12 protein-coding genes are annotated in these 14,949 nt (G+C 44.8%); 8 read left to right on the top strand and 4 right to left on the bottom strand.

Going from position 1 to position 14,949, the window contains the following annotated elements:
• Positions 1 to 28: 28 nt before the first annotated feature.
• Positions 29 to 460, bottom strand: coding sequence for a hypothetical protein (locus tag BLT07_RS02375; protein ID WP_091865308.1), 432 nt, complete (start codon positions 458 to 460; stop codon positions 29 to 31).
• A gap of 375 nt (positions 461 to 835) precedes the next feature.
• On the opposite strand from BLT07_RS02375, the gene BLT07_RS02370 reads away from it, so the two are divergent.
• The 7 genes from BLT07_RS02370 (at position 836) to BLT07_RS02340 (ending at position 10,327) form a co-directional block, all read left to right on the top strand.
• Positions 836 to 1,204: a hypothetical protein gene (locus BLT07_RS02370; RefSeq protein ID WP_091865306.1), complete on the top strand. Its 369-nt coding sequence runs from the start codon at positions 836 to 838 to the stop codon at positions 1,202 to 1,204.
• Between the two features lie 249 nt (positions 1,205 to 1,453).
• Positions 1,454 to 2,185 carry a TIGR04282 family arsenosugar biosynthesis glycosyltransferase gene (locus tag BLT07_RS02365; protein ID WP_091865304.1) on the top strand — a complete coding sequence of 244 codons (732 nt, stop codon included), beginning with the start codon at positions 1,454 to 1,456 and terminating at the stop codon, positions 2,183 to 2,185.
• Positions 2,186 to 2,273: 88 nt separating this feature from the next.
• Positions 2,274 to 5,489 carry a SusC/RagA family TonB-linked outer membrane protein gene (locus BLT07_RS02360; protein ID WP_091865302.1) on the top strand — a complete coding sequence of 1,072 codons (3,216 nt, stop codon included), beginning with the start codon at positions 2,274 to 2,276 and terminating at the stop codon, positions 5,487 to 5,489.
• A 223-nt stretch (positions 5,490 to 5,712) separates the two neighbouring features.
• A complete protein-coding gene (locus BLT07_RS02355; RefSeq protein WP_091865301.1) occupies positions 5,713 to 7,155 on the top strand; it encodes a SusD/RagB family nutrient-binding outer membrane lipoprotein in 1,443 nt (480 codons plus the stop codon).
• 184 nt (positions 7,156 to 7,339) lie between these two features.
• The gene (locus BLT07_RS02350) at positions 7,340 to 8,563 is read left to right on the top strand and encodes an ABC transporter substrate-binding protein (RefSeq protein ID WP_091865299.1); all 1,224 of its coding nucleotides are present in this window, start codon (positions 7,340 to 7,342) and stop codon (positions 8,561 to 8,563) included.
• Entirely contained in the window at positions 8,553 to 9,407 is an 855-nt protein-coding gene (locus tag BLT07_RS02345; protein ID WP_091865628.1) for an ABC transporter permease subunit, read from the top strand. Before BLT07_RS02350 ends, BLT07_RS02345 begins: the two co-directional genes overlap by 11 nt.
• Before the next feature lie 95 nt (positions 9,408 to 9,502).
• Entirely contained in the window at positions 9,503 to 10,327 is an 825-nt protein-coding gene (locus BLT07_RS02340) for an ABC transporter permease (RefSeq protein WP_245726424.1), read from the top strand.
• 162 nt (positions 10,328 to 10,489) lie between these two features.
• Here BLT07_RS02340 and trpS read toward each other — a convergent pair whose 3' ends face one another.
• Positions 10,490 to 11,458 (bottom strand): tryptophan--tRNA ligase, encoded by a 969-nt coding sequence (gene trpS / locus BLT07_RS02335; RefSeq protein WP_091865295.1) that lies wholly within the window; start codon positions 11,456 to 11,458, stop codon positions 10,490 to 10,492.
• Positions 11,459 to 11,733: 275 nt separating this feature from the next.
• Between trpS and BLT07_RS02330 the strand changes: the two genes are divergently transcribed.
• On the top strand, positions 11,734 to 12,474 hold the full coding sequence (locus BLT07_RS02330; protein WP_091865293.1) for a lysophospholipid acyltransferase family protein: 741 nt from the start codon (positions 11,734 to 11,736) through the stop codon (positions 12,472 to 12,474).
• A 71-nt stretch (positions 12,475 to 12,545) separates the two neighbouring features.
• Here the strand turns inward: BLT07_RS02330 and BLT07_RS02325 are convergent, their stop codons facing one another.
• Together BLT07_RS02325 and BLT07_RS02320 are read right to left on the bottom strand one after the other, a co-directional pair.
• On the bottom strand, positions 12,546 to 14,309 hold the full coding sequence (locus BLT07_RS02325) for an outer membrane beta-barrel protein (RefSeq protein WP_091865291.1): 1,764 nt from the start codon (positions 14,307 to 14,309) through the stop codon (positions 12,546 to 12,548).
• A 30-nt stretch (positions 14,310 to 14,339) separates the two neighbouring features.
• Positions 14,340 to 14,915: an RNA polymerase sigma factor gene (locus tag BLT07_RS02320; RefSeq protein WP_091865290.1), complete on the bottom strand. Its 576-nt coding sequence runs from the start codon at positions 14,913 to 14,915 to the stop codon at positions 14,340 to 14,342.
• Positions 14,916 to 14,949: the final 34 nt, after the last annotated feature.

Here is a 14,949-nt window from a genome sequence, read left to right as displayed (position 1 = left end):
CGGCAAACCATTGGAACGCCTATTTACCCTATTTGAACCATCCGTTTTTAGCGGCTCCCTTGTTGTAGAAATATAGGAAAATTGAAATCACGATTACAATCAGCGGCATGATAACGGTAGATGTACCCATAACTTCCATGACGTCCGTTCCTAAAATCCAGTAGCCCTGGGCCACCAGTACGGCCAATAGCGAAATGCCAAAAAGAGCTATCGTTATTTTTTTACGGAGCAACATGGTAATGCCTCCTAAAAGTCCCGAAAATACAGTAATAGCAAAACTAATAGTGTACCACAGGGGTATTGACCTATACATATCGGCCTGAACTTCGGGTAAATTTGCTACCATGGAGTCAAGCATAAATGTGGCCATGAAAAATTGGGACACCCCTATGAGGTTCCACAGTAATGCTAAGACGGCAATGACCCAAAAGCTTTTGGGAGGTTTGATTAGTGTTGTCATAATAGATTGATATTTAAGGTTGTATGATTAAATATACTAAATTTAAACCATTCCGTCCCATTTAGGGAGACAAGACCTCGTACTTTCTTAGCGTAAAACGGTTATCTTCAAACGAATTCACGGAATTTATAGAAAAAAAATCCTCGCTAGCATCCATTATTCTTGCTAGCTATAGCTTATTTCTCTTTCGTTCATTGCTATCCGCTGCTAAGCAGGTCGCATGATGATAAAAAACAACCATAGTTGCTATATAAAAGTTGTAAATTTGATAGCATAACTGTAAAAGTACCTCTGCAATGCGTCCAGAAAATCGCTACCTATCCACTATTCCTCAAACCTATGACGATCTGCCTCATTCGAACAAATAGCTGAACCATGAAGAAAATCTTAAAAACCCTAATGCCAGTAATCACAATAGGCTTGATACTGCTGTCGGTAAGTTGTAAAAATGCATCGTCCGAGGATACAATCGTAGGCAGCTACGAATCCGTTGGTGACAGCGACAATCAAAAAATCATGTATCACATCACGCATATCAAAGACAATATCTATGGGATAAAAGTTGATGCGTCCTTTGATGGTACAAAGACCCAAACCGATTATCTCGAAGGTTCTTTTAACCCAGAAGAACTTATCCTGACTACAAAGAGGTCGAACGTAGTGCTTAATTATCAATTTTCTTCGGATTATAAGACCGTGGAATTGCTTGGGGACGAAAACGACATTAAACTTGAACGGAAGTGAGATTGCGCAAAGCCTAAAGTTGATCCACTAGAACTAAAGTAACTATGGCATCCCAGAACCTAACAATAATAGCTGTCGCAGGCAAAGGAAACGTATCTTGAGTTCTAAGAGATTTTTCTGGGAGAACCAACCTAATTGTTTTGTAAGAAAAAGCAACTAAATTTCAAAATCCAAGGTAAGATTATCTTCTTCTTCACTAATTTGCATCAGAAAATAAGTTTTCTTCAGGTTTGACGACCAATCGAATTCATGGACCAAAAAAACAGGGATACCGCCGTACTTATTTTTTCGCTTTCCGCTAGACGGGAAGCCGAGAGAAAAAGGCTGTTCGGTGGGGGCAAAAAGCAGGGCGCGGGCGAATTTTTCGACATCCTGATCGGCCGCACCAAAAAACTTGCCTCCGCCAGCGGGGCGGACGTTTATTTTATCGACGAGGGCAAACAACGGGGCCATACTTTCGGCGAGCGCTACGCCAACGCCTTTCAGGACCTTTTTGACAAAGGCTATTCTAAAGTGGTTTCCATCGGCAACGATGCCCCCGAGCTTAATGCGGAGACCCTACGTAAGGCTATCGCCGAAATGCAACAAAACGATTTGGTGGTCGGCCCATCGACCGATGGCGGGGTTTACTTGCTCGGGCTGAACGGTTCCCTTTTTAATACCGATGAGTTTTTAAACCTTCCTTGGCTCCAAGATTCCCTTTGCGATGCCCTTGCAAAAAGTGTCTATTGGCAGCAAGGCGGCAGCTTTTCATTAGATTTCTTTTCCGATATCGATGATACAGCATCCCTTTTACAATTTGTCCAGCGTACTTCGGACCGTTTTTTGGTAGATTTTATCCTCATACATTTATTTCGTTCAAAAGTTAGTTGCGGCCATCGGGTAGCTATCACTTTTATCGATGTGCATCCCTCTTTCTTGACTCTTCGTGGTCCCCCAAACACCCAAACCTATACCGAAAGTGTTCGAAAGGCTGCGTAGCCTTGCACTCGTGATGGTTATTTAAAGATGCCGTAAACCTGCGGAACATCCATCCGAAAAACAATTCAAGATAATTTTATTCCACTACATGAACACAGCACTGATAGGGCTATTGCAGCTCTGTGCGGCTATGGCATTTTGCCAGACAAACACCTACACCGCCACGGTGGTAGATACCGAAAACAGGCCCATACCTTTTGCTGCGGTAAGGGAATTGGGCACGAATAATTACACGACCGCTGATGTCGAAGGGCTTTTCACCATCACCACCGAAGCCACCGATTTTACGATAAGCATTACGTCGATCGGCTTTAAACCTTTGGAGATTTCCGTAGAAGGGGGAAACTTGTCCAGTACCATTACGCTTGAAACGTCTTCGGAGCAGTTAGAGGAAATCGTGGTCACTGCCTTGGGCATCGAACGCGAAAGGCAGTCTTTGGTATCCGCGGTTACTACCGTAACGCCCGAACAGTTAACTGAGGTGCCAATGACCAACTTGGTAAACAGCTTGGCGGGGCAAGTGGCCGGGGTGCAGATTACCAACGGCTCTTCCGGGGTCGGCTCTTCTTCGCGGATTATTATCCGGGGTGAAAATTCCTTGAGCGGAAGTAACCAGCCGCTCTTTGTGGTCGATGGCGTGCCCATCAGCAATGAACAGATTACCAGCGATTTGGTCAACGACGGAGCCTTGCAGGAAGTGGATTACGGCAACGGCGGATCGGAGATAAGTCCCGATGACATTGCTTCCATTTCCATTTTAAAGGGTGCGGGATCAGCTGCGCTTTATGGTGCCCGCGCTGCGAACGGCGTCGTGGTCATTACTACCAAACGGGGGCGTCGACACAAGGGATTGGGCGTAAGCATCAGCAGTTCCCTGACCATTGAAACTCTGTTGACCCTGCCCGACTACCAGAACGAGTATGGACTTGGGTCGAACGGCCAATATGCCTTTCAGAACGGTATCGGTGCAGGAACCAACGATGGGGGTATCAGTAGTTATGGCCCGCGGTTGGACCAAGGGCAGCTGATCGCCCAGTTCGATAGTCCGTCTACCGATATTGACGGCAATGTGGTTAGGGGCGGCGACGTAATCGCAAGAACCTTACCGAACGGCTCTTTTTCTGCGATTACCCCTACCCCATGGATATCACGGCCCGATAACGTGCGCAACTTTTTTGAGCCCGGGATTACCAACCAAAACAATATTGCTATTACTTCATCTGGTGATAACGGCAGCAGTCGTATTTCCTATAGCGGCCTTCGAAACGATGGTATCGTACCGAACACAGACCTGAAACGGGACGGTCTGGCGATAAGCTTGGATCAAAACGTGGGCGAACATCTCAAGGTCAAGGCTTTTGTGAACTACATTAATAGTAGAAGCGGCAACCGGCCCAACTTGGGGTATGGTTATGAAAATCCGCTTTACGGTTTCAACTGGACGGGTAGGCAGACCGATATTTCGGCCCTGAAAGACTACTGGCAAGCCGGACAATCAGGGATACAGCATTATGATATCAACTACCTCTGGTTGACGAATCCCTACTTGACCGTCTTTGAGAACACCAACAGTTTTAACAAAAACCGAATTTTGGGGAATGTTTCCGGTACCTATAAATTTACGGATAAACTGAGCCTTGGTGTACGCGTCGGTATGGATACGTATGATGATAACCGCGAATTCAGAAGGGCGGTAAGTACCAATAACAACCCCTTGGGTAGCTATAGAGAGGATGTTGTACGGTTCAGGGAAGTAAATGCCGACCTGCTGTTGTCCTATTCCGATACGATAGCCGATGATTGGAAATATACAATTTCAGCAGGAAGCAATATTTTGGATCAGGGCATCCGATACAAATTTGACGAAGCCTCGCAGCTTTCCGTTCCCGGGGTCTATACCTTGGCCAATTCACGTACCCCGTTAAAAGGAAACAGCCAAGTGTTCGATAAGCGCATCAACAGCGTTTACGGCACGGGTAATCTGGGGTACAAAAATTCCCTCTACCTTGACCTTACCTACCGGAACGATTGGAGCAGCACGTTGCCCAGTGACAGCAATTTCTTCGGATATTATTCCGCTGGTCTGAGCTATGTAGTAAGCAATATGTTTGAGTTCCCTGATGTGATATCCTATTTAAATTTGCGATTAAGCGCGGCTAGTGTAGGAAACGATACCGACCCGTATCAAAATGCGCAGAGCTTTCTGTTCAACCAAAACTACGGTGCCGCTGCCCGTGTGACCAACGAAACGGCACTAAAGAACGCCAACCTAAAACCCGAACGGTTGAACGCACTCGAGGCGGGAGTCGAAGCTTGGTTTTTAAACGGAAGGATACAGTTGGATCTGGCAGGATATCAAAATACCAGTATTGACCAGATCATCTCCCGGCCCATTTCCCAGACCAGTGGCTTTGCGAATTTTAACGTCAACGGCGGCGAAGTGCGTACAAGGGGTTTCGAGGCATCCTTGAACGGAGCCGTTGTGCGTCTTACTGATTTTAAATGGGAATCTTCCCTGAATTACTCGATGTATCGTAGCATTGTGACCGAATTGCCCGAAGGTGTCGATCAGTTCGTGACGGGTTCGGCCAATATTTTTTCCGGTGCCGGGGGCAATCAAGTGTTGTATATCGCCCGTAAAGACGGGCGAGTAGGCGATATGTACGGTACGGGCTTTGTAGAGGTCGACGGCCAGATACTGTACGGTGCGAACGGTCTGCCCACCCAAGACCCGAATCTTAGATTATTGGGCAATTATAATCCCGATTTTACCGTGGGATTCAATAATAAATTTTCTTATAAGGGCCTTGATCTGACGATTTTATGGGATTGGCGTAAAGGCGGTACCATAGTCTCTAGGATCAAGGCCCTAGGAAGTACTTCCGGGGTTTTAAAGGAAACCTTGGTAGGCCGTGAGGATGGCGTCATCGGGGATGGAATCGTCAACGTGGGTACGGTTGAAAATCCACAATACGCTCCAAATGCAACGTCGGTGCCGGCCAGTTCGTTCTACAACAATTTTTATGATCGCGGCAACGAGGCCAGCGCTTTGTATAGCGCATCGTACGTAAAACTTCGGCAAGTGGCTTTGTACTATAACCTTCCAGACAAGCTGACCAACTCCATAGGGTTCGAAAAGATAAAACTGGGAGTAGTAGGCAGTAATTTATTGTTGTTCACCGAAAACCCCCATTTCGATCCCGAGCTCAACGCTGTTCAAGAAAGAAGCGTTATTTACGGGGTTGATGATTTTTCGTATCCGTCTACAAGAAGCTTTGGGTTTAGTTTGAAAACTGAGTTTTGATCGGAAGTAATAGTATTTTGAGTTGAATTCAAATGAAAAAAATTTACAACTAATAGTATTCCATAGGCTACTAAAAAGAGGGATAGAAAATTCTCCTCTTTTTTTGCATGTCTCCGACAAGCGCAGCAATAGAAAGCAAAAATATCGAAGGGGGAAGGGGCTGACCAATAAAAATTAAACCCTCAAACCACTTTTCAATTAAAAAAATAGTTAAAGGAATAATATGAAAACAAAATATATTTTAACCCTTTTCAGCATCGCCCTGTTTACGGCCAGCTGTACCGATAATTTCGAAAGCATTAACGAAAATCCAAACTCCCCCCAAAATGTGGGACCCCAGTTTTTGTTGGCCAACGTCATATCGGTCGAGGCGGATCAAAACGCCTTTTATCAGGGATTTCGGTTGGCCAATTACCTAGCCCAGTTTGCTGCCAGTGTGGAGTTCGAACGTATCGACCGCTATGAAATGGGCACGAATAGCGAGTATTGGAACACCATTTTCCGGTTGTTGACCGATATCGAATCTATGAAAAAATCCGAAGGATCCAACGAAGCTTATGCCGCCGTGGGCGATATTATGCAGAGCTATATGTTCTCGCAGCTTACCGATCTTTGGGGCGATGTGCCCTTTACCGATGCCCTAAAAGCACTTGACGGACAGTTCACCCCGAAATACGATACCCAAGAAAGTATTTATACCGACCCTGAAACCGGTATTCTTGCCAGCTTGGAGCAATCGGCTGCTACCTTGGAAAATTCCAATTCGTCCATTCAGGGCGATGTCATGTTTGCAGGAAATCTCGATAAATGGGTACGCTTTGCCAATTCGTTGCGCCTGCGCTACTTGCTACGTATCAGCAAAAGGCTGACCGATTTTTCCGAACTGCAGGCCTTGGCCAATTCTGGAAAACTGATGGAAAGCAACGACCAGAACGCTGTAGTACCCTACTTAAGTGCCGCACCCAATCAATATCCCTTGGTCAATTCTTCCTTGGGCCTGTATTTGGAGCATCGTATGACGCGAACCGTCGATTCCGTTTTAACCCTTTGGAACGATCCACGAGTGACCGTGTTGTATAAGCCTACAGAAGTTAGCGTACAGGCAGGCAATCCTGCCTATAAAGGTCTGTTAAACGGACAAGACCGGGAAACCATATCGGCTGCCGGTATTAATTTGGATGATATTTCCCCCTTCGGTACTATTTTCAGGGAAGTTCCCGATGGTGTGGATGCCCAGATTATGCAATATTCCGAAGTACAGTTCGCCTTGGCGGAAGCAGCGGAAAGGGGCTATATCATTGGAGATGTCGAAACCTTCTACCAAAATGGAATCGCTGCAAGTTTCGCATACTACGGCGTCGAATTGCCATCCGATTATTTTACAAGGACCGCTATCGCTCTCAATGGCACCGACAACCTCAATAAAATATTGATGCAAAAATGGCTAAGCCTAATTTCCAACGGACATGAGGCTTGGTTCAATGTAAGGAGAACCGGAATTCCCAACCTAAAACCCGGCCCTGATAATCTTAATGACAATCGATATCCCGTTCGGTATTTTTATCCAGAATCCGAGCAGGCGACCAATAGTGCCAACTACGCCGAAGCGGTCGAGCGTATTGGTGGAGATGATATCAACAGCAAAGGATGGTGGGAGAAGGAATAGTTGACAGATGCGGTTGCAGTAAACAGTTATTGTGAGGAGCGTTTGCCGATAGGACTGTCGTGGCAAGCAGTAATTGCGAGTTGCAACTTGCCGACCGGTAAGTTAAGACGCGGCAATCTGTCAAGCCTACTATAAGGGTAAGCATCAGCACGCCAACAAACTAATTTGAATTAAATTAAGAAATATGTCCATCCTCCAAAAAACACTGTTTCCAATTTTGTTTATTCTTGTCATCCTGTCCTGCTCCGAAAAGGCAATAAACGACGACCAAGCGCTAAAAACAGCCCCGTGGCAAGAAATAACTAAGAAGGCGAACGGCACCACCGTCAATTTCATGATGTGGCAAGGCAGCCCCACAATCAACGACTACATTAACAATTACGTAGTACCATCCGTCAAAGAAAAATACCATATCAATCTGAAGATCAGCGGCGGCCAAGGTCCCGAAATCGTTCAATTGGTGATGGGCGAAAAACAGGCGGACATTCTAAGTGGGCAAGTCGACATGGTCTGGATAAATGGCGAGACCTTTTTCCAACTCCGCAAGGTCGATGGCTTATGGGGTCCGTTTGTAAAGCAACTGCCGAATGCGAAACTTGTCAATATGAACGACCCGTTTATAAATACGGATTTCCAACAAGCTGTAAAGGGCATGGAAGCCCCGTGGAGTATCAATCAATTTGCTATCGTATACGATTCTGTCAAGGTTGAAAATCCTCCGAAAAACCTGCCGCAATTGACCGAATATCTCGAGCGGTATCCGGGCACCTTTACCATATCCAATGATTTCACGGGCATGACACTTCTCAAAAGTTTTATGGCAGAAATCGGCGGAAGTCCCAACAGTCTCGATGGCCCGTTCGACGAAGAAAAGTATAACTCGCTTTCTAAAAAACTATGGGACTATATCAATAGTCACAAAAAATACTTTTGGAAGGAAGGCCGTACCTTTCCCAAAGAACAATCCAAAATGGGACAGCTCTATGCCAACGGCGAACTTTTGTTGGTCTACGGTTTTAGTGAAGGGGGTATCGAAGAAAAAGTATTGAACGGTCTTTATCCTAAATCCACCCGCGGGTATGCCTGGGAAAACGGTACGATTAAGAATTCAAATTATCTTGGGATACTGTACAACGCTCCCCAAAAGGCGGGAGCTATGCAGGTAATCGATTTTTTGCTTTCCCCAGAAGCCCAACTGAAAAAAGCGGATGTAAATGGAATGAACTCAAATACCGTCTTAGACATTGAAAGCCTGCCTTCGGATTGGAAAGAAAAGTTCAAAACGGTCGCGAAACGCCAATATGGCCCTGAAATGAAACAGCTGGAAAAGAACGCTATCGCCGAACCGGCCCCCGAATATATGATTCGTCTTTATGAGGATTTTAGAACCCAAGTCATTGAAAAATAAAAGGCTAAATTTCGGAATTATCCTTTTCATTGCCATTGGCGTAGTGCCATTTGTGGCCGCGTTTATCTATGCACTGCTGTATAGTTTTGGGGTCATTGGGGTAGCCAACAAGGGCTTTACCACTGAATTTTGGACATCGGTATTAGCTTCCGGTGAATTTTTCACGTCTTTTTTATACAGTTTTTTGATTGCCTTGGTCGCTGTGGCCGTCTCGGTAGGGGGAGCCTTATGGGTGACTCTAAAATTCCGAAAACGTTTGGAGCAAAAATTCCTGTCCTTCATCATTTACCTGCCTTTGGCGGTTCCGGGTATCGTCACCGGGTTCTTTACCTTTCAACTTTTCTCAAAAGGTGGATTTTTTGCGCGCCTAAGCTATCAATTGGGGTGGATAACCGAAGCCTCACAGTTTCCTGACCTTGTTAACGACGCCTTGGCTTTCGGTATCCTACTTTCTTTTATCACGATGATCATGCCCTTTTTTGTACTGCTCTTTTTGAACGTTTACAAAAACGAACGTATCGAAGAACTATCCATCTTGGCGCAATCGCTGGGCGCGAACGCCAAACAGGTCACCCAGCGCATATCCTTGCCCATTTTGATCAAAAAAACACGGGTGCTGATTGTGCTGTATTTTATTTTTTTACTAGGGGCTTATGAAGTCCCCCTTATATTAGGTCGGGAATCCCCGCAAATGCTATCCGTGTTGATCATCCGGGAAATAAAACAGTACGATCTCGATAAAATATCAGAAGGCTATGTGGTCGCGGTGATGTATACCTTGATAGTTTCGGCGGCAGCAATAGTGCTTTTCTTTCCCAGAAAAGGTCGTATGTATGAACATTAAGGAGGGCTAAAATAAATTGGAATTGATTTTCAAGAGTTTGAGGTTCTGGCGATACTTCAAAGATTCTAAGGCACGAGATATTTAAAAAGTTGGAAGTGAAGTCACCGTTATCAAAATATGTGGAATCAGGAAAAAGGGAGTCGAAACGAATGCTTAGTTGGAAACCATTTGCGCTAAGCGTGGCGGTGCTGTTGATCCTGTTTCCGTTCGTATACCTTGTCTTGCTATCCTTGTCTTCCGAATGGCGGTTTCCCGACCTGCTACCCTCCTATTTCGGGCTGAAAAACTGGGCGACCATCTTAGGTTCGGAGGCAGGGCTTCTCGAAAGTTTTGTATCCTCCTTACTAATATCCTTATCCGTAGCGATCGTTTCCACGACCTCTGGATTTCTGATCAGCCGTGCGGTATTCTACCATCCAAAGAAAAACACCTTGACCTTGCTGGCCTATTTCCCCTATATATTGGCTCCCGTCGTTTTTGCGGCCTGTCTCAGTTTTTTCTTCCTTAAAATGGGCCTGTTCGGAAATATCACGGGTGTCATCGTCGCCCAGTTCATCATCGCCTTTCCCTATGCCCTCTTATTTTTCAGCAGTTTTTGGAATAAAAAGATAAAAAGCTACGAAGACTTGGTCGCCACCTTGGGCGGAAACCGATGGCAGACCTTTATAAAAGTGCTATTTCCTTTGGCGAAAGGACTAATTTTAATCTGCTTTTTCCAGACCTTCCTGATATCCTGGTTCGAATACGGCCTGACCTCGATTATCGGCATTGGCAAAGTACAGACGCTGACCATCAAAGTGTTCTTGTTTATCAAGGAAGCGAATTATTATTACGGTGCCTTAAGCTGTTGCCTCTTGATTTTTCCGCCGGTTGTTTTGTTGTATTTGAACAAGCGGTACGTGTTTAAGAAGTTGGTCTAGACACCCCTCATACCGACCCATCGGTCAGTACCATTTCCGTTTATCGATGACATGAGGAAAAAAGGATGCTTTATCGATGAAATCCGACCTTTATTGTTTTAGTAGTGATTTTATTCCGTCAAACATCCGTTGAAAAACAAACTGGGTGGTATGTTTTCATACTTAGTAGCCCAACTTGTTCCTGACCCTTTCCAACACCTTATCCGCCACTTTTTTCGCCTTTGCGGCACCCACGGCAAGGGCTTGTTCCACTTCATCTAGATGGTTGATATAGTAGTCATACTTCTCACGGGCATCATCAAATTTTTGTAGAACGAGTTCGAACAACGCCTGTTTGGCATGTCCATATCCGTAATTTCCGGCGAGGTAGTTGGCGCTCATTTCTTCGACCTGTTCAACGGAACCCAATAGTTTATATAGTGCAAAAATAGTATCGGTGGCCGGATCTTTCGGGTCTTCCATGGGCGTACTATCGGTTTGAATGCCCATGATTTGTTTACGCAGCTGTTTGTCCGTTTGAAAAAGGTTGATGAGGTTGCCCCTACTTTTGCTCATCTTTTCACCGTCGGTACCGGGTACGTACATGGTCTGCTCCTGTACCTTGCCTTCGGGAATTACGAAAACCTCTCCCATCTGGGCATGGAAACGGGAAGCCACATCGCGGGTCATCTCGATATGCTGCAATTGATCTTTCCCAACAGGTACAATATTGGCGTCGTATAAAAGAATATCGGCTGCCATAAGCATGGGATAGCTGAAGAGTCCCGCATTGACATCCCCCAATCGGTCTGCCTTGTCTTTAAAGGAATGGGCAAGGGTAAGGCGCTGATACGGAAAAAAACAGCTCAAATACCAGGTCAGTTCGGTGACTTGAGGCACATCGCTCTGGCGATAGAAAACAGTTTTGTCGATATTTAGGCCGAAAGCGAGCCAAGTGGCTGCAATAGCATAGGTATTCTGTCGTAATTGTTCGGGATTTTTTACTTGGGTCAACGAATGCATGTCCGCAATAAAAAGAAAGGATTCGTTTTCGGGATTTTGAGCCATCTCAATTGCCGGCATGATTGCCCCTAAAATGTTGCCCAAATGCGGGGTGCCCGTGCTTTGTATGCCTGTTAAGATTCTTGCCATTTTTTTCGTTGATTCTTCATGAGTTTCATTTCTCGAGAATTCCCTCGGGAAATGAAAAATAATTTCTGCTAAATGCCTCTTAATATTACCGGTAGATAATTTACTTCCAAATTTTAGTACAATTTAGCGCGATTCAAGTCCAAGGTCGAAACGAATTACACTAATTTGCACGAATCTGGATCTCTAACCGTTCCGCTTATAAAGCCGGTTTTATCACATGGGAGGCCAAAGATAGAGAAATCGGCAATACCCAATGAAATCATTACATGTAATCAATGCCTGTGTTTCTTAAAAAAATAGGGTACACCCTATACCGTATTTGGTTCTATATTTTGGTGACCCTGCCCATTATAGTTTTTTTTCCTTTTTTAGTGTTGGCCACGCTTTCCGAAAAATGGTATCCGCAATTTTTTTGGATGGCACGGAATTTATGGGCGACCCCAATTCTATATGGGATGGGATGTCCGCCAAAAGTCGAATGGGAGCAGCGAATGCAAAGCCAAAAAAGTTATATGTTGGTGGCAAATCATACTAGCATGCTCGATATTATGTTGATGCTGTACGTTAATAAAAATCCTTTTGTTTTTGTGGGTAAAAAGGAATTGGTAAAGATTCCCCTTTTCGGATTCTTCTACAAACGGGTATGTATCTTGGTAGACCGCGAGGATACCAAAAGCAGAACTGGAGTCTATCGCCGGGCGCAAAAACGTTTGAACCAAGGCCTCAGTATCTGTATTTTTCCCGAAGGAGGTGTGCCCGATGACGAAACTGTTGTATTGGACACATTTAAGGATGGCGCTTTTAAGATGGCCATTGCCCATACAATTCCGGTAGTGCCGATGACCTTCTTCGATAATAAAAGGCGGTTTCCCTTCTCGTTTTTTAGTGGAGGACCAGGGATAATTCGAGCAAAAGTGCATCGCTTTTTTGAAACGGGACTTTTAGGGGAAGAGGATAAGGGGAGTCTTAGGGAGGAGGTTAGGCATGTAATTCTAACGGAACTGGAAACACGTTAAATTCTCCAATTTTATTGAAAATCCACCGGTAGATAGGCGAAAAAACTTAGGTTGTGGGACTAAAGAAAATTTTAAAACTTAAAATTCAGCCCGCTGTACACCCCAATCGAAAACGGCCGAAAATCACCCGAAACATTTGAAAAAGTGTTCAATTGGTATTTAAAAACGGGCTCGATATTCAGCTGAACCTTTGGGGTAAACCTGTAATTGACGCCAAACCCAATATTGGTGCTAAAGTTAAGGTCGTTCAAATTACGGGCCTCGCCGATTTCGGTCGTAAGTTCACCGGAATTCAGGATGATGGAATTATCGATTAAAAACAAAGAGCTGATACCGCCCACCAAATTCACGCCGAACCTACGGTCGATTAAGGCGTAATCGAGTTCCAAAGGCACTTCGAGATAACCGAAACTTTGGGCTATAGTGCCATCACGGGCGGCATTCAAGGAACTGAACTCCGGAGCCAAGTCGTTGGAGGAATCCAAATTTGAATTGGGACTGCTTTCAGCAAAATTTACCGAACCACTGGCGAAGTCAATATTTTGCAACCTGCCGCTTGTGGATGCCGCCAATGTCGGTGAAAACCCTACATTATTAGTATTATACCCATATTCCGCTTTGTGTATGCCCGAACGGACTCTTAATTTTTTAGTTACGTCGTAAGCAATTGATACTCCATAGCTTAAATTGGTACTACCTGACTTTGCATTTGGCGAAAAACCCGGGTCAATGGGTGATCCTTCGCCCATAGCGTTAAAGTAAACTGGGGCAACATTTGGTCCGACCGACCAACGACTGCTGGGTTCTTGGGCTATCTTTTCTTCTCCGACCTGCTCTTCGAGAGCTTTGAAAATGGATTTTTTATTTTCGTTAGTATTAGTACCTTCTTTTTCGATTTGATCATTTTGGGCGATGGCCCGTTCTTGGTTTTCAGAGATTGTTTTTGGATTTTCTTGATTCACCACTGTCCCATCTTGGGGGTTTTTCATGGACTCCTTTTTTGAAGTATCCGTTTTCTTCGATGTATTTGCTTCAGCTATGGCGACAGCATCCCTATTTTCATCGCCTATAACATGGGGTTTATCCATTTTAACGATATTCTTTTTATCCTCCGATGCATAATCTCTATCGTCATTCTTTCTAGTAGTAACCAGTTCCTTCGTCGTTAACTCGGTTTTTTCAGGAGAATTGGTGACGGAATCCTTCGTGCTATTATCTTTAGGGAATGTAGCATCCGTAATCGAAACATCAGTATCCGGCAGCGTATCCTGAAAAGAATCTGCACCGGTCTTCGGATTAGAATACTTATCGGTATCTTCATCTTCTTTCCTGCTATCGGCTACAGCATCTTTGTCGATTTCCGAAATCTGAAAAGCATCCTTTTGTTCCTTGCTTTTATAGACGCTGTAGGATTTCTGTGAGCCCGAAACCCCATCGACCTCGGCAGCAGGATACTTTTCGGTGTTTTCCAAGTCGGTATCCCCAGAACTATTTACTACGGCATCTTCTGTGGTTTCCGGAATTTGCAAAGCATCCTTTTCATCCTTCTTCAAACCGGCATCGAGATCATCCTGTTCGATGTCTTTGACATTCTTCTTTTCGGTATTGCTAATTGCAGGGGTTTCATCCTCCGAATCAGTTAACGAATAGAAAGTAAAAAGCGCTATTGCCAAGACCGCAGCTACCCCGCCCAATTGCCACCACAACGGAATTGCCCTCTTTTTTCGCTTTTTGTCCAGCGAATTTTCGATAGCCGTCCAGACCTTTTTATCGGGGACTTCCCGAAAGGTCTTGAACTTCTCCCGAAAGAGTTCGTCTAATTTTTTCTTATCCATTTTTAGGGCTTAGGTATTGCATTTGCCTGTCTAAAAACAACTTTCTAAAATGATAAATAGAAGTATACCGATGATAGCGATATTACGTTTGGTTTCGATCTTTTCCTTTAGTATCAATCGGGCCCGCGCCAAGTTCGATTTCGAGGTGCCTGGCGAGGTGCCCAAAAGCGCTCCGATTTCCTTATGGGAATATCCATCTAAGACATACATACAAAAGGTCAATCGATATTTGTTGGGCAATTCTTGAATATAGCCCAGAAGCGTATCCAGTCCGATATGGGCATAGTCCGAATCTACCTCGACTTCGCGGTCATCCTCTAAATTATCGTTGACCACCTTTAAATGCTCCTCTTTGCGGTATTTCTGCATCACCGTGTTTACGGCAATACGCTTGGCCCATCCTTCAAAAGAACCCTTGGCGGTATATTGTCCTATTTTATCAAAAATGGTGATGAAACTGTCGTGCAGGTTGTCTTCGGCTTCCGTTTTATTGCGCGAATACTTGAGGCAGGTGCCGAACAAGCTAGGGGAGTATTCCCTGTACAATTGTTCTTGCGCCTTCCTGTTACCCTGCTTGCAACTATCAATGAGTTCTTCGAGACTCAAACTTCTTGGTTAGATTAAATACGGTTATACCACT

Source organism: Pricia antarctica, from assembly GCF_900101815.1.
Taxonomy (GTDB): domain Bacteria; phylum Bacteroidota; class Bacteroidia; order Flavobacteriales; family Flavobacteriaceae; genus Pricia; species Pricia antarctica.
Note: the sequence above shows the minus strand (reverse complement) of the source record. Positions and strands in the feature narration are given on the sequence as shown.

Coding starts and splice junctions, on each gene's coding strand:
- BLT07_RS02375 (WP_091865308.1), bottom strand. CDS start 460: ATGACAACACTAATCAAACCTCCCAAAAGCTTTTGGGTCATTGCCGTC.
- BLT07_RS02370 (WP_091865306.1), top strand. CDS start 836: ATGAAGAAAATCTTAAAAACCCTAATGCCAGTAATCACAATAGGCTTG.
- BLT07_RS02365 (WP_091865304.1), top strand. CDS start 1,454: ATGGACCAAAAAAACAGGGATACCGCCGTACTTATTTTTTCGCTTTCC.
- BLT07_RS02360 (WP_091865302.1), top strand. CDS start 2,274: ATGAACACAGCACTGATAGGGCTATTGCAGCTCTGTGCGGCTATGGCA.
- BLT07_RS02355 (WP_091865301.1), top strand. CDS start 5,713: ATGAAAACAAAATATATTTTAACCCTTTTCAGCATCGCCCTGTTTACG.
- BLT07_RS02350 (WP_091865299.1), top strand. CDS start 7,340: ATGTCCATCCTCCAAAAAACACTGTTTCCAATTTTGTTTATTCTTGTC.
- trpS (WP_091865295.1), bottom strand. CDS start 11,458: ATGGCAAGAATCTTAACAGGCATACAAAGCACGGGCACCCCGCATTTG.
- BLT07_RS02330 (WP_091865293.1), top strand. CDS start 11,734: ATGCCTGTGTTTCTTAAAAAAATAGGGTACACCCTATACCGTATTTGG.
- BLT07_RS02325 (WP_091865291.1), bottom strand. CDS start 14,309: ATGGATAAGAAAAAATTAGACGAACTCTTTCGGGAGAAGTTCAAGACC.